Genomic DNA, 19407 nt, shown 5'->3' on the forward strand with positions numbered 1-19407 from the left:
TCGGCCTTACAATTGAGCTGTTAAATAACGTAATGAAAAGGCATTTCATCAAATGAACTCGCCATTCTCCTGAATTTAAAATGGAACCAGGCCTATGTAGCCAGAAAGCTATCTCCGCTATGTCCTTGACGTCATTGCTGGCTGGCGGGATTACCACTTAGCATTTCATACAGCGAGGGGGGGGTGTGTCCCTGTGGCATTAGTCCTCCTTCAGCGGCTGTAATGCAAGGTGGTTATTTCCGGCTTCCAGAACACGGGGTTTATCCGGATCGAGATCTTCACGTCTGAGAACCTGCTTCCAGGTATTGTTGACCATATCCGGATGGCGGAACAGTCCGGCCACCGCGACAAACTGCGCGCCTTCTTCCATTGGCATATCAAGATTCGCATCCCCACCCGGCTTTATCACCACGTCGCGGGTCGCCAGCAGGTCGGCTTTCAGGATCGTGTCGCCGTTCTTGAGGAGTTGCTGATAAACCGTTTTGTCGAAGTTTTTGCGGTCTTTCAACTGGTAGACACGAACCACCACCGGCTCAGACAGTGAGTTACTCTCGCGGGAATCCGTATTCAGTGCTTCACGGGCTGTAAAATCCAGATGCAGCACCTTAATCTTCTTATAAAACACCGCCGTATACACCGCTTTGGTGCCATCCGTAATACTCTGCGTCACCCCACAGCCTGCCAGGCTGAACGCCAGTAGTGCAGATAGCCAGCACGCGGGTTTAATCAAATTTGTACTTAGCACGTCGATTTCCTTGTTGTGGTTTCGCAGGCGCCAGCCCGGTGTAGTAACCCAGTTCTGTCGTAAAGGTCAGCGGGAGATCGTCCGCAAACGCCCCCTCCTCCGCTCCCAGCACGCCGTTCATGCCGAGCCAGAAAGGTTCTTCGCCGAGCGGCGGGACGGCCAGCAGTCGGGTCCGGGTGGTCAGGGTGATCCTGGCCTTAAAACGCCAGCCGAGATAAACACGCAGCATCACCAGAAAATCCTGATACAGCAGACCATCCGGTTTCCAGCCCTGCGCTTCCTGTTCGTTATCCGTCCTGAGCGCAACCAGCAGCTGACTGCCCGCATCCATCGCTTCTTCCCCCAGCGGCGTATTGCCGTCCAGCAGAAAATCGTCATCGCCGTAAAAACCCAGCGGCTGGCCGATCTCCACCGGCCGCAGGCAGTACGGACTCACCTGCACCGTAGTATCCGGGGCCAGCAGTCTCACCAGCGCCTGCATCCCCTCCTGGGTTTTGCCGGGTTGGCGCAGCACACCGAGCAGCGCCAGAAAGCGGGATACCGGTGTGGCGATGTGGTTTGCGGTTCCCGGTATGCCCAGCCCCACCAGACCCAGCAGCGACTGCGAAATGCTGTCAGTTCCCCCTGCCTCAAACGTGGCCGGATAAGAGTATTTCCGCCAGATGCGGTAAAACTGCGTCAGGATGCGGTGGCTGAAGATATCCAGAAAGCCCTGTAGCACCTCATGCCCTTCACGGCACTGAGTGATGTCATCAAGATAGGCTGTCGGCAGGGGTGAGTCGACACCGTACATCCCCATAAAGGTTGTGCGGATGAGCGGTGGCCTGCTGTCATCATCCTCGTCATATTCGACAGCTTTCAGTTCGCTGCCCGGAAACCCCATCCCCGGATGCGGCGCAAACCGCACCGGGTCATCAGCAGGGTGGCTGGTTGACCCCATCAGCGGCCTGTCCGGATTACGCTTCTCCAGAAGCTGGCAGAAGCGATAAAAATTCATGCGGTGCAGGTCGGCTGCCAGCCGCGGGCTCAGCCGGGAATGCGGCGGTTGTGCTTCTCTTCCCATTCCAGGCGCTCTCCGGTCGGTTGCAGAATAATAATCAGGCGGTTAAACAGATAGATGTCGGTGTAGAGCGCGAAGAAGCGGCTCAGCATCTCGCCGAACAGGCAGATGTCGCCGCGCCCGGCAAAGCCGTGGCTGTCGAGCGTCACCTCAATCTGCACGCCGCGTACCAGGTAGCCCTGCTCAAATCGCCCGGTCTCACTGTGCTTCACGTCAATAATGGCTTCCAGGCGACGGCGGTTCATCTCGCTGTCGGTCCATTCATACAGCGCCAGGGTGCCGCGCAGCACGTCGGCATTATCCATCATCGACAGAAACCCGCTGCCGAGGTGGCTCAGCACGCGCCAGTGAAAACGGTCCTGTGCCGGGGGATAGCAGGGCAGCGTCGGCGCACACAGGTTACGCACGGCGACGCTGGCCGAGGTGCTTTTCATCACCGTATCCAGCACGGTGCTTTGTAATGCGCGTCGCGGCAGCTGGCCATTGGTACCGGTGAGCGTGAGGGACAGGCTTTCGTTTTCCGGCACCGTGTGATTATCAAAGGCTTCGCCGCCGAGGATAAGCCACGTGTTATACAGTCCTGACGGACCACGGCGCACGCGGGTGTGGTAGTAATACTCCGGCGCTTCATGGCGCATCATGCCGCCTTTGTGGCGGAAACTGGAGAACGGTACATAGGTATACTGGCTTGAGGATATCACCGAATCGACAGCATAAATCTCGGTATGGCCATCCTGCACGCGCATCGGGCGCAGCATGTATTCGGTCTGCAGTGAATTCAGCGTCAGCGGGTCAGATTCCAGCGGAAACAGGTTAATCACCGGCACACAGTTCAGGCGCAGATGTTTTTCGGTAAAGCTGAAGTCATGCTCCCAGCGTTCCGCCAGCACCACGTCGATTTCAAACCACGGAAGCTCAGCCGGAAAGACCACGGTCTCCAGCCCGCGCAGGCCCGTGAACATGAACTTTTCGCGGAAGGTGAAGTACTCCAGCAAAAGCTGATAACCGCTAAAGCTGCTGCTGTCCTTCGGCCACAGCCCGTCATCATCGCCGAATCCCAGCGCGGTGAAATACCCGTCGAGTGGCTTTCTGTCCGTATCACCCGGCATCCGCAGCCAGAGACGCGCCGTGTTCATGGTAAAGGCTTCATGCATGGCGCTGGCCAGCGGTGCGTCAGCATTGAAGTAGAACGGGATCTGGCTGAGATCGGCACGACTCCAGTCGGCGAGATGGCTGCAGTTAAAGCGCAGGTTGATGACCGAACGCCCGTCAGGGTCAGTCGACAGACGGGCATGCTCCAGCGACAGCGGCTGAAGGGTGATTTCTTTGGTGGTGGTGTACCGGCAGCGCGTGCCCTTCTCGCCGATCGGCTGCGAATTGACCTCGAAACCTTTGACGATACGCATCTTCTCTTTCATCTCGCGCCAGTCGGGCGTGAACTCCACCACCGACATCGACGGAATGGTGCGCAGGTATTGCGGCCACAGCAGGCTGACCAGCCCTTCGGTCAGTTCCGGCAGGTCGTCATCGAGTTTCTCGCGAAGACGACCCATCAGGAAGGCAAAGCCCTCAAACAGGCGCTCCACGTACGGGTCGCGCGCACCCGCTTTATCGAGATTGAGCATTGCCGCCTGCTCGGGGTGAGCGCGGGCAAACTCTTCGCCGGCTTCCAGCAGGTAGCGCATTTCGGCGTCGTAATAACGCAGGGTTAAGTCGTCCATATTTATTTTTGCTTTATTTCCGTTGGATTCAGAGCACAGCTGCGCCCTGTAGTAACTTCAGCATAAGGTTAAAAAACATAACGATGGCAGATGCTGTCATTAGCCACCATAAGTACGTTCATGCCGGGAAGGGATAAATTTTGCGCCGCAGGGGCAACTGCTGGTGCTATGTAGCGAACCAGCATATTTCCGCCCACTGGCATTATTGTTCGGAATATGTCCCACTATTTTGTACGTGCCGGCATGTTTTCCGCAGGTCACATTCTCCTGCTCCCGGGCTACAGGGATCCCCATGACGGTATCGGTCGGATCACCTCCAAGAATTTTTCCACCACAAGTGGTCATGTCACCCTTTACCAGATAATAACCTTTCGCCATTTTTCACATCCTGAGTTCATCAACCATTCAACCGCAAAGCACCGCACTGCCTGCCGCAGTCCGGCCAGAAGCTGGTCCATCTCTGGCTGTAACCACGTTTTATCGGTTTCACTACGTGCGGCTTTCACGCGCAGCAGTCTGAGGAGGCGCGATTTCACTTCAAACAGCAGTGCCGGCACCCACTGCGTGAGGGTTAGCGCCACGCGAAAAGATACGGTCGCCTGCTCCGGTATTTCCAGCCAACTCTATTGCAGGTACAGACGTTTGAGGATGCCCGCTGATCAGCCCGCGGCGTATGCCGGAGAGTTTATTGACCTCCTCCCGGATGAGCTGGGAATCATCGTCATATCCCGGCACCTCTCCCCTCGGACGGGTAGCGCTGACCGGGGCAAGCCAGGGCTGCCAGCTTTCCGTGCGTGCCTGCGCCTGCTGTCGCAGCAGATTTTCATTCTGCCTGACAGGCAGTAACCAGATCCTGCAGAGTGTCCATCATTCAGTTCCGTCCATATCACTGTCTTCCGTTTTGGTCATCAGCGCCTGAGCCGTAGCCGCGCTGTCGACGCTGAATATCTGATCCGGCAACGTGAAGCCGCGTAATTCCAGCAGCGCCAGCGGACCTTTTCCGAGCTGTGAGCGCAGCACCCACTGCAGGGTGCGGCCATCCGGTGCGGTGAAACTCATCATCCACTGGCTGCGGTCAAGCTGCTGACGCTTACCCAGGTTAAGCCAGCGAATAAAGCCCCAGGTCCCGCTGTAATCACCAAACAGACGCGCACCGGCATTAACGGTGGTCCAGGTCAGCATGGTTCCCGGCTTGTAAGTGTCGCCAGGCCAGCGAATGGACTGCCAGTCAGCCATCTGGTTAAAGTAGTGCAGCTTTTGCCCATCAATGGTCAACTGCGTTTCCACCACCTGCGGCACAGGGCGCGCCTGCAGCTCAAAGCTGATGCCCTGACTGCCATCGGTAAACAGAATGTCCGACAGCTGGCTCAGCTGATTAATGGCCCGCAGGAAGGCCGGGTTGAAGCTCAGCCCCTGACTGTTGACCTTATCCGGCACCCACTGGCTGCCCTCCTTGTGCAGCACACCGCTGAGCTCCGTCGTCAGGAAGCGCTCAATGCGCCCGCTGTCCTTGCGCACAAACTCCGCCAGCATCGGCAGGGAGGCATCACTTTTGCTGGCGGCAAACGGGAAACGACCGTCAAAGGCAGTTTGCCAGTTCGCGACAACCGAGCGGCTCCATTTATCATTCAGGCTGGCTGCCGACGGCTGAAGCACGGTCTCCCAGGCCTGAGTCAGCGGCTGCACAAACATTGTGCTGCCAAAACCGCTCCACTCCTCGCCAAGGCTTGCCGAAATCAGGCTGCCGTACTGCCAGGTGTCGGTGAGGTCCACGCTTTTGCCCTGGAATACGGTCTGCGCCAGGGTCTGCATCATCGCCTGCGGGTCAGAAGCGCTGGCCACCTGTTGCAGGCGCAGACGCACGCGGGTGATACGGGTCAGGTAAGTCTGCAGGCTCAGCGTGTTATCCGCCGACATCACGTTGCTGCCTTTGTTTTTGCCCAGCAGCTGAAGCAGCGGACCAAAGGTTTCATCCAGCGGCCCCTGCGGGCCTGATGCAGACTGGTCAATCACCGGTTTGTCTTTTCCGCCGACCAGGTCTTTGGCCGATTTGATGATGGAATCCGAAAGGCCTTCGCTTTGCTGGCCGGTCTGTCCCTGCCAGGCGAGCGTATTCATCAGGGCAATCAGCGGCGACTGGCGGACGTCACTCATCAGCGTCAGCTGGTCGGTAACGTCTGCAATATTGTTCGCCGGATTAAGCTGCAGGCTGTTGAGGAAGCTCAGCCAGCTGCCGGCAAAGTCAGTGAAGTAACGCTGTGTCAGACGCGCTTTCAGGGCTTCCGGCGACAGGTCTGAGGAGACGGCTTTTCGGCTGTCGCTGAGCACCCAGTCGATTTCATCCCGGCGGGAATTCGCCGCCTTTTCGATGGCCTGCTGAATCCCCCCATCCCAGGCCTGGCGGGTAAACATTCCCGGCACCACCTCCTCGGTGGTAAACAGTCGCCGCGCATCGGTACCGCCAGTCATGTCCTCCAGAGACACATCGGCAAAGTTACGACGCACGGATTTGAGCATGTTCTCATACAGCGTGCTTTCCGCGTTGCGCCGTCCTATCTGCTGCAGCAGGACCTGGCGGCTCTGGCTGATCAGCTGCGCATCCGGCGTGATTACCCACTTTGGCTGCGCAGGCAGTTCGGAAATGTAAAAAGCCCACAAATCCGGCGCCAGGCTCTGCCACAGACCGGCTGAGATACCTGTCCGCGTCGGCTGCACGGTTTTCATGGTCTGTGCGTAGAATGCGCCGTCGGCTTTATCCGGCCGGGCCATCATCAGCCAGGCCTTCAGCTGGTCGTAGCCCGGTTTCGCCAGCTGCGCCCGCTGGTCGCTGTTGGGTGCAGAGTTTGCCAGCGCACTGAGCTTTTGCTTAAGCGCCTCATTTGCCGGGTCGCGTATCAGGCGGTTGTTGGCCACGCCGTACCAGGGGAGCATCGCGCGGAGCAACTGCTGGTTATGGTCCAGGCCGAAGCGCTGATACCAGGGGGCGCCCTCCTGAGCATTATGCTGCAGACGCCCGGCATCATTACGCAGAGTATGCAGGGCCGTCAGCTGGTTGTCCGATACGGAAGGATGCGCCACCAGGGCATGTGCCTGTTCGGCGACGGAGACTATCTGCTGGCGGTTGACCGTAAACGACAGCAGCATTCCCGCCCCCCAGACAACGATGATGGTCATCAGTGTCCAGGCAAGCGTCCTCTCCCACGCCATGCCGACACGGCGGCCCCGCACACGGGTGCAGTCGTCAACGATACCCTGCCAGGTCGCCGGCAGGGTCAGGGCATGGCGCTGTAATTCAGGGATATATTGCTCAGCATCGGCTGTTCCCGCTGACGTACTGGCGGATTTATTCTCCGGCAGGCTGAACATCAGGCCACGTAGAGGAACACGCTGCTGAGAGTCGTAGAGCCATGGCAGCAGTTGCTGAGCCCGGCGGACGATACCGCCGTCCTGGAGGTGCTGGCCCAGACGCAGCAGGAAGTCGTGGCTGTTGTTCTCAGCGACCTGGCTTACCCCCTGCGCCCGCAGGGCCGGGAGCATCCGCTCCAGCTGGCGGATAATATCGTCTTCTTTTGCGCGTAGGGGAAAACTTGCCCCCACAGCCTGCTCAGGACGCATACCCTGCGACCAGTTGCTGTCGCACAGCTGCCACAGCCAGACCGGGGCGGAATAACGCAGCAGTTCGCTGATTTTTTCCAGCCCGCGTAAATCGCTGTCGCTGATTTGCGGGGCCAGGTTAAGTGACTGCGGCATGACGCGGACAATCCCGTCCAGCGGGCGTCCGCGGCGCAGCTTGCGTAATGCGGTGTATTTTTCACGGTCAGGCTCCGGTGCCAGGCTGCCACCGTAAATCAGCACGGTGCGGTTGCCTTCGAGCCACTGCTGCTGTTGCAGGCCGGGAACCAGCTGTTCGATAGCAGCTTCATCGCCGGTGATCAGCAGCAGACGGACTTTGCGACGCCAGAAAAGATGGTAGCGACGACGAAGGTGGTTGAGAATTTGTTGACGGGTCGTCACTGCAGCAGATACTGGTGTTACATCTTTCTTTGGTGGCGTCTTAACATCATCACCCTGCGCATTTTGCCGCTCTTTACTGAAGCTACGTTTACCTTCAGCTCGCGCACCAAAGAAAAGAAATACTCCAGTTATGGCCAGTGCAATACTTGCTGCCACAGAACCGCTCAACCAGGCATACCAGGCGGAGGTTTCCCTGATGAGCTGTAGCCTTTCAGGCAGCCAGTAGACGATACTCACCACGGCAAGGCTGCAAACCAGCACAATTAACACCAAAAGCCAGAACACAATTTCCGGTTTTTTAAATAGCGAGAGGAAGCGCCTCATGCTTCGCCCTCCTTAGCGGAAGACGCAGGGGATACAACCATATTCCAGACCTTTCCAGTTTGTTGATCGCGGCTAATCAGTAAGTGATGTGCCGGTTGTTGTTGTATTGATTGTGTGGCACCTGCCACGGCAAGCCAGAGTGATGCGTTACCAGGATTACCCAGAAAATCATTGAAATTATGAAAACCCATCTGCGGGTCGACATTTTTCAGACCTGTAGCACTAATGCCTTTCATCAAAGCGGCATGCGCTTCGGTTTCAGCATCAACCCCACTAAGCCAAAGATGCTCCGGCTTTTCGGCGCCAACCGGCACCCAATCGAGCGCCTGAGTAATGGCATAGTGCAATGCGTCAGGCTCTCCTTCTCCGGCTTCCGGGCGGTGAAGAAAGGCCAACGGCGGAAGGATATCCTGCGTCAGTCGGTTCCCCAGCAGTATTCCGCTTATAGCTTCAGCGGACATTGAGGTATTGAGCGGTGCGTATTGCCACGACACCACCAGAAGGACAGCCTCGCTGCGGATATGATGGTCGAGCCAGTGATCAATCGCCTGCGCACCGCTCCCGGCAAGGGTAGAAACAGATTGCTGAATACCTGACTGCCGCAATGCGTCCCCAAAAAGGGCGAAGGCTTCCTCCTCAGATATAGACGAGGAGTGCTCCAGAAGCACCATTACGGGCTTGTCTGCTGGCAGGAAAGACAGCGGCTGCGCCAGTTTGCGGATTAGTGCCCTGAATAACGCCTGAAGATGCTGCTCTTCTTTGGCTCCCCCAGTACGGGCTATCTGACTCAGACGGGTATCTTCCTCCCCGCGCCAGGATTGCTGGGGATAAAAGACATTCTCATTTTTCACGAGATTGCTGCCAATGGCCGTGAACGGTTTATTCGCAGAGGAGTGTGCCGTGCAGCATTCGGCCGCCAGAATTTGCAGCGCACGTCTGCCCCGGCGAACTTCTTTGAGGATCGTCTGTTCCCGCTCCCTGTCCCGGGCATTGGCGGAAATTGCACGCAGCAGATAAATCACGAACAAAATAAACAGCAACCCACCAAGCATAATCGCGGGAGCGCCCACGGTCAGCAACACGTTATTTTTACCCGTCACCAGACGGGAAATGACGATACAGAAACCAATCAGGATCATCAGCACCATCATCCAGCGAGCAAATTTGGGGGATGCAGGCCTGGCGCTGACATCAGGCATATTTTTTAGATCGACAGGCATAGTACGATTCTTGTTTTGAAGTAACGGCAATGGATAGCAGGCTGGCTGCATTCAATGAGCAAACTCACCAGATGCCTGCCAGGGGGTTATTTTACAGAGTCAGTTAATATTTTTTGGTGTGAAACGGATGGTTGTTTGCCATCAGGAGCGGTGGTGGATTCCCACTCCCACTCTTCCGGCCATTTATCTGCTTTTCGTGGACGCCAGCTGTCGGGTCTGCCTTTATTTTTGGGCTCTGCGGGTACTGGCTCGCCTTTCATATACAGACAGAGGAAACTCCAGACTTGCTGTAACTCTGCGGGTTCTCCGTCTGCAAGCTGAAAACGATGGATGACATTATACGTTCCCGGTTCGCAGACCGAGCCCCATAGCTGATGGCCCGAACGGTAGCGATCGCTGCAATACCGGATTTCACCGTGAACATCAGCCCAGTTATATCGGGTGATAATGACCGGCCATTTCATCCAGGGGATAGGATCAATGCGCTTATATTTATAAACAAAAATCCTTTGCCTCATTTTATTTAAACGAACAGGTTGTTCTCGAGGCATAATAAAATAAATCTTAATACAACTTAGAAACATACTTAAAAAAAAGACAAACCCCGCCAGAGCGATAAAATATGGAATAAAGTCCCTACCATCACTCTGTATTTGTGTTGATATCGTATCGATTAATATATAAAAAATGATACCCAACACTCCGCCCCCTAATGGAATCATTCCCCACCAGGTCATCCCTTTGTCATAACGGGGGATTTCAAGATACACATCATTTATCTTATTCATCCAGATAAGCCGCGGAGGCACCAGTTGCGGCTCACGGCTTTCCGGCATATCCGCTTTCCAGGCACTGACGGGAGGGTTAAGTTTCGGTTTAGCGCGAGCAAACAAATTGTCGGTCATTTCCCTGTCCTTGTTGACTGTCCATAATATCACTTATTCCGGCAGCGTTTCACGGAACCGAATAACAGGAGTGCTACCATCTGGTGCGGTGGTGGATTCCCGCTCCCACTCTTCCGGCCATTTATCTGCTTTTCGTGGACGCCAGCTGTCGGGTCTGCCTTTATTTTTCGGCTCTGCGGGCACTGGCTCGCCTTTCATATACAGGCAGAGGAAACTCCAGACTTGCTGTAACTCTGCGGGCTCTCCGTCTGCAAGCTGAAACCGATGGATGACATTATACGTTCCCGGTTCGCAGACCGAGCCCCATAGCTGATGGCCCGAACGGTAGCGATCGCTGCAATACCGGATTTCACCATGAACATCAGCCCAGTTATATCGGGTGATAATGACCGGCCATTTAAACCAGGGGATACGGTCTTTTTTGTATTTATATACGTAAATTTTACGGCGACCGCGATTTAAGCGAACTGGCTGATCTCGTGGCGTTATAAATGCAATTTTCAAACAAAATAAAATCATTGTTGAAAAAAAAGTGATACTTAGCATTATCAATCCAGGCATTGCGTAACCATCTATATATTCAGATATCTGCACGCAAACTAATATAACAAAAACCATTATTCCAAAAGTGAATAATGCTGATGGAATCATTCCCCACCATGTCATCCCTTTGTCATAACGGGGGATCTCAAGATACACATCATTTATCTTATCCATCCAGAGCAACTGAGGTGGTACCAGCTGTGGCTCACTGTTTTCCGGCATATCCGCTTTCCAGGCACTGACGGGAGGGTTAAGCTTCGGTTTAGCGCGAGCAAACAAATTGTCGGTCATTTTCCTGTCCTTGTTGACTGTCCATAATATCACTTATTCCGGCAGCGTTTCACGGAACCGAATAACAGGAGTGCTGCCATCTGGTGCGGTGGTGGATTCCCGCTCCCACTCTTCCGGCCATTTATCTGCTTTTCGTGGACGCCAGCTGTCGGGCCTGCCTTTATTTTTGGGCTCTGCGGGCACTGGCTCGCCTTTCATATACAGGCAGAGGAAACTCCAGACTTGCTGTAACTCTGCGGGCTCTCCGTCTGCAAGCTGAAAACGATGGATGACATTATACGTTCCCGGTTCGCAGACCGAGCCCCATAGCTGATGGCCCGAACGGTAGCGATCGCTGCAGTACCGGATTTCACCATGAACATCAGCCCAGTTATATCGGGTGATAATGACCGGCCATTTAAACCAGGGGATACGGTCTTTTTTGTATTTATATACGTAAATTTTACATCGGCTATGATTTAAACGAACTGGCTGATCTCGGGGAGTTGTAAAATATATTTTCATACAGAAGAATGACAACGTAATAAAAACACTAGTACTAAGCAATGCAATTGCGGGCATTGTAAAACCCTCAACATAAGGTTGCATCTTTAGACAAATCATTAACATAAAAGACATTAAACACAGCATTAATATTCCTGCTGGTAACATCCCCCACCAGGTCATCCCTTTGTCATAACGGGGGATCTCAAGATACACATCATTTATCTTATTCTTCCAGAGCAACTGAGGTGGCACCAGCTGTGGCTCACTGTTTTCCGGCATATCCGCTTTCCAGGCACTGACGGGAGGGTTAAGCTTCGGTTTAGCGCGAGCAAACAAATTGTCGGTCATTTTCCTGTCCTTGTTGACTGTCCATAATATCACTTATTCCGGCAGCGTTTCACGGGACCAAATAACAGGAGTGCGACCATCTGGTGCGGTGGTGGATTCCCGTTCCCATTCTTCCGGCCATTTATCTGCTTTTCGTGGACGCCAGCTGTCGGGCCTGCCTTTATTTTTGGGCTCTGCGGGCACTGGCTCGCCTTTCATATACAGGCAGAGGAAACTCCAGACTTGCTGTAACTCTGCGGGCTCTCCGTCTGCAAGCTGAAAACGATGGATGACATTATACGTTCCTGGTTCGCAGATCGAGCCCCATAGCTGATGGCCCGAACGGTAGCGATCGCTGCAGTACCGGATTTCACCGTGAACATCAGCCCAGTTATATCGGGTTATAATGACCGGCCATTTAAACCAGGGAATACGATCTTTTTTATATTTAAAGACATAAATATTTTGTCGTCTGCAGTTCAGACGAATTGGCTGATCGCGAGGTGTAACGAATGCAATTTTCAAACAAAAAAATGCCAATGTCGATAAAACCACAACGCTCAATATTGCCAAGCAAGGTATTGCGTAGCCATCTACGTATTGCAGCATCAAAGCACACATAGTTAACATAAACCCTAAAAACAAAAGCACTACTAATGCTAATGGGAACATGCCCCACCAGGTCATCCCTTTGTCATAACGGGGGATTTCAAGATACACATCATTTATCTTATTCATCCAGATAAGCCGCGGAGGCACCAGTTGTGGCTCACGGCTTTCCGGCATATCCGCTTTCCAGGCACTGACGGGAGGATTAAGCTTCGGTTTAGCGCGAGCAAACAAATTGTCGGTCATTTCCCTGTCCTTGTTGACTGTCCATAATATCACTTATTCCGGCAGCGTTTCACGGAACCGAATAACAGGAGTGCGACCATCTGGTGCGGTAGTGGATTCCCGCTCCCACTCTTCCGGCCATTTGTCTGCTTTTCGTGGACGCCAGCTGTCGGGCCTGCCTTTATTTTTGGGCTCTGCGGGCACTGGCTCGCCTTTCATATACAGGCAGAGGAAACTCCAGACTTGCTGTAACTCTGCGGGCTCTCCGTCTGCAAGCTGAAAACGATGGATGACATTATACGTTCCTGGTTCGCAGATCGAGCCCCATAGCTGATGGCCCGAACGGTAGCGATCGCTGCAATACCGGATTTCACCGTGAACATCAGCCCAGTTATATCGGGTTATAATGACAGGCCATTTAAACCACGGAATACGATCTTTTTTACATTTAAAAACATAAACATTTTGTCTTTTTTTGTTGAAACGGACGGGTTGGTCCCGAGGAGTTACAAAATACAACTTCATGCAAAACAAAAAGCAATGTAAAAAAAAACATAAAACTTAACAAAACAACAAGGAGTAATATATTCCCGCTGAGATGCCAGGATATTTTCATTATGACAATGCTATAAAGCGAGTAGATGGTGAGCCTGTACATAAATTTGTGTAATTGCCTGATTTTGATATGTTCAATTCAACATCAAAGGCAGGTTACTTTATGGACGAAAAACAGTTGCAGGCTCTGGCTAATGAACTGGCCAAAAATCTCAAAACTCCCGACGATCTTAGCCAGTTCGATCGTCTGCTGAAGAAAATCAGCGTTGAGGCGGCTCTCAATGCTGAGATGTCTCACCATCTGGGGTACGATAAAAATCAGCCTAAACCGGGCTCCAATACCCGCAACGGCTACTCAACAAAGACCGTAGCGACTGCGGATGGTCCACTTGAACTGCGTACTCCCCGGGATCGCGAAGCCACCTTTGAGCCTCAGTTGCTGAAGAAAAACCAGACCCGCATCACCGGGATGGATAATCAGATTTTATCCCTGTACGCCAAAGGGATGACCACCCGCGAGATAGCGACTGCATTCAAAGAGATGTACGACGCGGATGTCTCGCCAGCGCTGGTCTCAAAAGTCACTGACGCCGTCATGGAGCAGGTTGTTGAGTGGCAAAACCGGCCACTGGATGCAATCTATCCTATTGTTTACCTTGACTGTATTGTCCTTAAGGTCCGGCAGGACAGTCGCGTCATCAATAAATCCGTGTTCCTGGCGTTGGGCATCAACATCGAAGGCCAGAAGGAACTGCTGGGTATGTGGCTGGCCGAAAATGAAGGCGCGAAGTTCTGGCTGAATGTGCTGACAGAACTGAAGAATCGCGGCCTGAACGACATCCTCATCGCCTGTGTCGACGGACTGAAAGGCTTCCCGGACGCCATAAACGCGGTATATCCGGAGGCCCGCATCCAGCTGTGCATCGTACATATGGTGCGCAACAGCCTGCGGTTCGTCTCCTGGAAAGATTACAAGGCCGTTACCCGCGATTTGAAGGCGATTTACCAGGCGCCGACGGAAGAAGCAGGTCTGCAGGCGCTGGAAGCGTTCGCCAGCGCCTGGGACAGCCGCTATCCGCAGATAAGCCGGAGCTGGACGGCAAACTGGGTGAACCTTGCGACGTTCTTCGCCTACCCGGCAGATATCCGCAAAGTCATCTACACGACCAACGCCATTGAGTCACTGAACAGCGTGATCAGGCATGCGATCAAAAAGCGCAAGGTGTTCCCCGACGGATGAGTCAGTGAAAAAGGTCGTGTGGCTGGCAATCCAGGCCGCCTCACAAAAATGGACGATGCCGCTGAGGGACTGGCGCATGGCAATGAGCCGTTTTATCATCGAGTTCGGTGACCGCCTGAGCGGTCACTTCTGAGAAAAGGCATTTACACAGAATGGTGTACAGGCTCTAGATGGTAAAACCAAGCATTAATACTGCAGAAGGAATCATTCCCCACCAGGTCATCCCTTTATCGTAACGAGGAATTTCCAGCCAGGTGTCATTTATTTTATTTAGCCAGAGCAACTGCGGAGGTACTAATTGTGGTTGATTATTCTCCGGCAGGTCCTCCTTCCAGGCACTGACGGGAGGATTAAGCTTCGGTTTTGCACGATCAAAAAAATTATCAGTCATACTCCAGTCCCTTATTGGCTGTCCATGGTGGCTGAAAGTTGCAAAATTTCTTCTGGATACGTTTTGTCTGGCCAGTAACTGACTTTCAGCTCCATGCCCGTGAAGCGCCGGGTATTTAGCGGGTATTCTCCACTCAGCTGCAGTATTTTACTGGTACCCGCCGTGACTAGCGTTTCATCCAGTGCAGGCGCAGAGGTCATTTTAATGGCAGGTGGAACGACTACCGCATTCATGCTCATGATATGAGTCAATTCAACAGCCTGAGGCACTGGTTTGGCCAGGCCTGCAAGCTTTGTCGGGGAACCGTTACGCGCCAGCACCTCACGCCCACCACTCCCAATGGCAGCTAACTCAACCAGCCAGTCTGAACCGGACTGGCTATAATCGGGAAGGGTCGCCAGAACGGACACCATCTCGGTTCCCGATATCGTGGAATTGAACGAGAACTCAGTGATCCGGTCGCGAACCAGCTGCGCTGAAACACCGCTGGCAATGGTATGTAATTCTTTCATCGCTTCCTGCAAATCACTCAGGCTGGCGGCACTCCAGGCTTTCTCTTTACCGCCGCGCTTTTCAACCACGCCAAAACAGGTATGGGTCAACCAGCGTTCAAGTGGCGATCGCACATTGCTAGCTGCTGCAGATGTCAGTACAAGAGCAATAATTCCCAGAGCGAGACACCAGCCAACAGGCCCTAAAATGAACGTATCACTAATGAGAGCAAAATTCCCTGCGGCTCCAAAAACTGATCCTACAAGACCAGCGAGGCCTGTAACAAATCCAGCAAAGGCATATTCAATCCCGGCTTTTGTGTCACCAGACTTAAATACATCCCAAGCTTTAAACTCTAAAAAAACACCATCAATAACCACCGCCACGCCACCGATCACTCCAGCCACTTTCAGCATTGGGTGCACCATCTCTTTGCTCGCCTGGAACATCGTATAGGTCTGCCCGACGATTTCTGCCCCAGTCGCCATCATTAAAAGCGTTCCCGAGCCAAGCGACATTACAGATTGTGAGTCAGGTAGCCAGGTTTTCAGCGATTTCATATTCTCGTGCATGGTATGGATCTGAAAACCAAGCATGACTCCGGCTAGCACCAGTCCCAGGCTGCCTGCATAAAAACTCGGCGGCAGTTCAGACTGAAAGCCTGCGACTCTGCGCATATCTGCGGCGCTTAAAGGAATTTCCCCTGTTGTCAGAGAGTGGCTGACTATCTCTGGTGTCAGGTCCGGCAGTCCTGCCAACTGAGATGGATTTTTAAGCAAGTTCCCCGATTTTATCGCCGACGCGCTCGTCCCCGCCTTGCGTGCTGCCTGCTTAAACATCAACGAGTCAACCGTTTTCAAAGGAGCCGCCAGTTTGACCTGAATTTTACGGTCCAGGATTACCGGGTCGGTGATTTCAGGCCAGTGACCAGCCCGGGAAGCACTGATGATACTATCAGCATTCTCAAGACGTTGAGTCAGAACTGATTGTCCGTGGGTATTTAATGGCTTACGCACGACATTCTGATAATCCCTGACGGTCATTTCTCCGGAATAAACCGCCACCACAGGCCCTTCACCTGCGGCACAGGCCAGGGCCGACATTGTCCGGACAAACCCGGCTTCCGCTTTCGCTGAAAGCACGTTGCTCAGTTGACTGAACGCCCCATTCAGCGACATCACCAGGCTTGCTGTTGTTTGCCTGAAGGCGTCGCTGTTAAGGAAATGCCCCATCTCGTCGCTATTGAGCAGCGTTTTAAGATTGGCGTAAGTCATCGTCCCGTCATAGACCGACGTCGGCAGATCTTTTCTGCCTGCCAGCAAAGCCCTGTAAGGTGGACTTTTCGGGTCCTGCATCCATGAAAGCCAGACGGTTTTACCGCCATCAGTCGCTTTATCGCTTTTGTCCATCCCTACCATGCCACCGTGGAGATTACCGGCTAGCATGCCCAGAAGTGCAGCCCAACTGATAACACTGATCTCTGGCGCATAATCATGCTCGATCACGGTATGCCAAAAAACCGACTGATAAGCCGCACTTAAATCCTGTACGACAGATTTCAGCTTCCGCTGGTAGCCATCTACCGTTGACTGATAACCCGAGGCAAATTCAGCGCGAATTGACTCATGGTAATAGTCCTCCAGTCGCTCCATCGCATCCTGGGTTTTCATGGATACCCGTTTGGCACGGCTGATGGGATATTTTCCGGGAATCGCTCGGATGGTGGGATCTGTAGCTATTTTTTCCGCTATTCCGGCCCGAATTTGTATAATGGCATCTGATATCATCTTCTTATGCCGATTTTCAGTCTTAGCCTGATAGTCGGTCATTACCTTAACGACATCCATTCTGGCACTGTTCAATTCCTGAACCATCCCGATGGCATCATCCAGCACAATGGCATGCACCACACCGTACTGCTCCTGTAACTCCGCAACCTTATTACCCAGCGCCGTCTGCTTCCTGATATCCCTTCGCGGATAAAAACCATACGCGCCATCGGGCTGCCCTTCTTTTCCGACAATACTCGGGAATTTTTCTGTCGCAAACTCCAGCACGTTCTTTGTCAGAGCTGAAAGCGTGGGGTCAAGCGTCAGGCTGCGCCCCGCACCTTCAATTGTCGCTGTTTTCCCACCAGCAATAGTCACTTGCGTAAAACGCGGGGCCGGGGCTCCGGCTTGTTTATATTTCGCCAGCACTTCCCGGGGCCACGGGTCATTGCTGAAGGCCACGGCTGCATGGGTATGCTTCGGCTCGATATTGATAAAGCTGCTGCGGATATCATGATTCTGCTGCAGGCAGGCGGCACTCAGAGGCTCCACTTTCCCTCCTTCCGGCATTTCGTTCGCATTGAACATGCGCAAAAAGCCCTGCGGGGTGACCTGGTAGGCATACCAGACCTGTTTATCTGCCAGAACATACACATAGCCCTCGCGCAGTGTTCGCAGGGCGTATTTAAACTCGCCCCCCTTCAGCCCCACATCCTGGTGAGGAACGGCAGGATGCCAGCCGGTATTCACCAGAGAAGCCGGGACTGCAGCCACACGTAGCGGGTATATCGCAACCCCCTTACGCTCACACGACTTACAGCCTGAAGGTGTGGATGCTGCCTGCTGACTTGCCGCTGCGTTTTTATTTACCTGTGCTCTCATATCCATTTGTTTATTTCCTGTAGTCATTCAGAAAGCCAGCAGAGCGCTGTCAGTGCAGGGAAAAACTTTTTCTACAGCGGTGGTTGATTCAATTTCCAGTGCTTCAGGCCATTTATCTGCTTTTCGTGGGCACCAGAAATCAGGGCGACCTTTGTTGACTGCCTCATCCGGCACAGGCTCTCCTTTCATATACAGGCACAGATAGCTCCAGAGCTGCTGCAACTGCGCAGGAGAGCCACTGGCAATCTGGAAGCGTTCCACCACGTTCAGCGTTCCTGGCTGACAGACGGAAGCGAACAGCTGAAAGCCCCCGGTATAGCGGTCGCTGGAAAAACGCATCTCACCGTGAATATCTGCCCAGTGGTAAGCTTTGACAGTGGCTGGCCATTTGGCCCAGGGATTCCACCATTTCCTTTTATAATCGAAGGTATAGATTTTTTGACGCTTACTATTCAAACGAATGGGCTGATCCCGTGGAATATAAAAACACATTCGAATATAAGTCAACATCAATGTAAATGAAGCAAATGAAGCCGTAGCTAATAAAACTAATGAAAAAACATCATCATCAAATAAAAAAACAAAAAAAATAACAATGGTAATAAATTGAATTACTATTCCAAAAACCATCCCCCCCCACATAATCGCTTCATAACGAGGAATTTCCATCCAGATACTGTTTTTTATATTTAACCAAATTAGCTGAGGAGGCACTAACTGAGGCTGGTTATTCTCTGGCATATCCTCCTGCCAGCGGTATATGGGAGGGTTAAGCCTTGGCTGAGTCTCACTTTGACTCTGAAAAAATGTGTCCTGTGACATTATCTTGTCCTTAGCACTGGCGATTAGCTCGTCTTATCAGATAGTTTGCTACAGGCTCGGGGAGCAGAAAGTTCAGTATCCGGCCCGGTGGTGGATTCTCGTTCCAATTCAGCAGGCCATTTATCCGCTTTACGCGGGCACCAGAAATCAGGGCGACCTTTGTTGACTGCCTCATCCGGCACAGGCTCGCCTTTCATATACAGGCACAGATAGCTCCAGAGCTGCTGCAACTGCGCAGGAGAGCCACTGGCAATCTGGAAGCGTTCCACCACGTTCAGCGTTCCTGGCTGACAGACGGAAGCGAACAGCTGAAAGCCCCGGTATAGCGGTCGCTGGAAAAACGCATCTCACCGTGAATATCTGCCCAGTGGTAAGCTTTGACAGTGGCTGGCCATTTGGCCCAGGGATTCCACCATTTTCTTTTATAGTCGAAGGTATAGATTTTTTGGCGCTTACTATTCAAACGAATAGGTTGATCTCTCGCAGCAAAAAAAATAACATTTAAAAAACATCACCGTAAGAGATATAAGTATAAAATCACCAATAATGGATGTGGTAATAATATTTATATCCTGTTCAAGCCCAAGCATAGACAGAGTCAACAAAAAATAAAACAATAAAACCAACAAAGACAATATAGCGCCAAATAGCATCCCTCCCCAAACAACCCCTTCATAACGAGGAATTTCCATCCAGATACTATTTTTAATATTTAACCAAATCAGCTGGGGAGGCACTAGCTGAGGCTGGTTATTGTCCGGCATATCCTCCTGCCAGCGGTATATT

General features: G+C 52.8%; 12 protein-coding genes and 5 pseudogenes. 1 reads left to right on the plus strand and 16 read right to left on the minus strand.

Annotated features, from left to right (window positions below; all coding sequences use genetic code 11):
- Positions 1-199 precede the first annotated feature (199 nt).
- The 12 genes and pseudogenes from tssJ to BJF97_RS35140 form a co-directional block, all read right to left on the minus strand.
- Positions 200-745 carry a type VI secretion system lipoprotein TssJ gene (gene tssJ, locus BJF97_RS16555; protein ID WP_032692931.1) on the minus strand — a complete coding sequence of 182 codons (546 nt, stop codon included), beginning with the start codon at positions 743-745 and terminating at the stop codon, positions 200-202.
- Positions 723-1808: a type VI secretion system baseplate subunit TssG gene (gene tssG / locus BJF97_RS16560; RefSeq protein WP_014229647.1), complete on the minus strand. Its 1086-nt coding sequence runs from the start codon at positions 1806-1808 to the stop codon at positions 723-725. The genes tssJ and tssG overlap by 23 nt, the downstream gene beginning before the upstream one ends.
- Positions 1772-3526, minus strand: coding sequence for a type VI secretion system baseplate subunit TssF (gene tssF / locus BJF97_RS16565; RefSeq protein ID WP_032692932.1), 1755 nt, complete (start codon positions 3524-3526; stop codon positions 1772-1774). The genes tssG and tssF overlap by 37 nt, the downstream gene beginning before the upstream one ends.
- A 108-nt stretch (positions 3527-3634) precedes the next feature.
- Positions 3635-3904 (minus strand): annotated as a pseudogene (locus tag BJF97_RS32685) (PAAR domain-containing protein); the annotation flags it as partial.
- Positions 3905-4183: 279 nt separating this feature from the next.
- Positions 4184-4394 (minus strand): annotated as a pseudogene (locus tag BJF97_RS35135) (type VI secretion system protein TssA); the annotation flags it as partial.
- The gene (locus BJF97_RS16580) at positions 4394-7864 is read right to left on the minus strand and encodes an ImcF-related family protein (protein ID WP_032692933.1); all 3471 of its coding nucleotides are present in this window, start codon (positions 7862-7864) and stop codon (positions 4394-4396) included. The pseudogene BJF97_RS35135 and the gene BJF97_RS16580, both read right to left, overlap by 1 nt.
- Complete coding sequence (locus tag BJF97_RS16585) at positions 7861-9084, minus strand: hypothetical protein (RefSeq protein ID WP_032692934.1); 1224 nt, start codon at positions 9082-9084, stop codon at positions 7861-7863. Before BJF97_RS16585 ends, BJF97_RS16580 begins: the two co-directional genes overlap by 4 nt.
- Positions 9085-9170: 86 nt before the next feature.
- The gene (locus BJF97_RS16590) at positions 9171-9989 is read right to left on the minus strand and encodes a DUF6708 domain-containing protein (RefSeq protein ID WP_014229653.1); all 819 of its coding nucleotides are present in this window, start codon (positions 9987-9989) and stop codon (positions 9171-9173) included.
- Between the two features lie 33 nt (positions 9990-10022).
- A complete protein-coding gene (locus tag BJF97_RS16595) occupies positions 10023-10823 on the minus strand; it encodes a DUF6708 domain-containing protein (RefSeq protein WP_070082935.1) in 801 nt (266 codons plus the stop codon).
- A 33-nt stretch (positions 10824-10856) separates the two neighbouring features.
- Positions 10857-11657 carry a DUF6708 domain-containing protein gene (locus BJF97_RS16600; RefSeq protein ID WP_064388269.1) on the minus strand — a complete coding sequence of 267 codons (801 nt, stop codon included), beginning with the start codon at positions 11655-11657 and terminating at the stop codon, positions 10857-10859.
- A 33-nt stretch (positions 11658-11690) separates the two neighbouring features.
- Positions 11691-12491 (minus strand): DUF6708 domain-containing protein, encoded by an 801-nt coding sequence (locus BJF97_RS16605; protein ID WP_070082936.1) that lies wholly within the window; start codon positions 12489-12491, stop codon positions 11691-11693.
- A gap of 33 nt (positions 12492-12524) precedes the next feature.
- Entirely contained in the window at positions 12525-12995 is a 471-nt protein-coding gene (locus BJF97_RS35140; protein WP_335601189.1) for a DUF6708 domain-containing protein, read from the minus strand.
- A 193-nt stretch (positions 12996-13188) separates the two neighbouring features.
- On the opposite strand from BJF97_RS35140, the pseudogene BJF97_RS16610 reads away from it, so the two are divergent.
- Positions 13189-14398 (plus strand): annotated as a pseudogene (locus tag BJF97_RS16610) (IS256 family transposase).
- Between the two features lie 42 nt (positions 14399-14440).
- Here the strand turns inward: BJF97_RS16610 and BJF97_RS16615 are convergent.
- From BJF97_RS16615 to BJF97_RS35685, 4 genes and pseudogenes are all read right to left on the minus strand, one after another.
- Positions 14441-14656: pseudogene (locus tag BJF97_RS16615) on the minus strand (DUF6708 domain-containing protein); the annotation flags it as partial.
- 11 nt (positions 14657-14667) lie between these two features.
- Positions 14668-17805: a T6SS effector BTH_I2691 family protein gene (locus tag BJF97_RS16620; protein WP_064388266.1), complete on the minus strand. Its 3138-nt coding sequence runs from the start codon at positions 17803-17805 to the stop codon at positions 14668-14670.
- 21 nt (positions 17806-17826) lie between these two features.
- Complete coding sequence (locus BJF97_RS16625; protein ID WP_064388264.1) at positions 17827-18540, minus strand: DUF6708 domain-containing protein; 714 nt, start codon at positions 18538-18540, stop codon at positions 17827-17829.
- Between the two features lie 104 nt (positions 18541-18644).
- Positions 18645-19385: pseudogene (locus BJF97_RS35685) on the minus strand (DUF6708 domain-containing protein).
- Positions 19386-19407: the final 22 nt, after the last annotated feature.

It is taken from the genome of Klebsiella sp. LTGPAF-6F (assembly GCF_001753185.1).
Classification (GTDB): domain Bacteria; phylum Pseudomonadota; class Gammaproteobacteria; order Enterobacterales; family Enterobacteriaceae; genus Klebsiella; species Klebsiella michiganensis.

Excerpts from the sequence above, each read along its gene's own strand:
- tssG (WP_014229647.1), bottom strand. The coding sequence starts at position 1,808 with ATGGGAAGAGAAGCACAACCGCCGCATTCCCGGCTGAGCCCGCGGCTG.
- tssF (WP_032692932.1), bottom strand. The coding sequence starts at position 3,526 with ATGGACGACTTAACCCTGCGTTATTACGACGCCGAAATGCGCTACCTG.
- BJF97_RS16580 (WP_032692933.1), bottom strand. The coding sequence starts at position 7,864 with ATGAGGCGCTTCCTCTCGCTATTTAAAAAACCGGAAATTGTGTTCTGG.
- BJF97_RS16585 (WP_032692934.1), bottom strand. The coding sequence starts at position 9,084 with ATGCCTGTCGATCTAAAAAATATGCCTGATGTCAGCGCCAGGCCTGCA.
- BJF97_RS16590 (WP_014229653.1), bottom strand. The coding sequence starts at position 9,989 with ATGACCGACAATTTGTTTGCTCGCGCTAAACCGAAACTTAACCCTCCC.
- BJF97_RS16595 (WP_070082935.1), bottom strand. The coding sequence starts at position 10,823 with ATGACCGACAATTTGTTTGCTCGCGCTAAACCGAAGCTTAACCCTCCC.
- BJF97_RS16600 (WP_064388269.1), bottom strand. The coding sequence starts at position 11,657 with ATGACCGACAATTTGTTTGCTCGCGCTAAACCGAAGCTTAACCCTCCC.
- BJF97_RS16605 (WP_070082936.1), bottom strand. The coding sequence starts at position 12,491 with ATGACCGACAATTTGTTTGCTCGCGCTAAACCGAAGCTTAATCCTCCC.
- BJF97_RS35140 (WP_335601189.1), bottom strand. The coding sequence starts at position 12,995 with ATGAAGTTGTATTTTGTAACTCCTCGGGACCAACCCGTCCGTTTCAAC.
- BJF97_RS16620 (WP_064388266.1), bottom strand. The coding sequence starts at position 17,805 with ATGGATATGAGAGCACAGGTAAATAAAAACGCAGCGGCAAGTCAGCAG.
- BJF97_RS16625 (WP_064388264.1), bottom strand. The coding sequence starts at position 18,540 with ATGCCAGAGAATAACCAGCCTCAGTTAGTGCCTCCTCAGCTAATTTGG.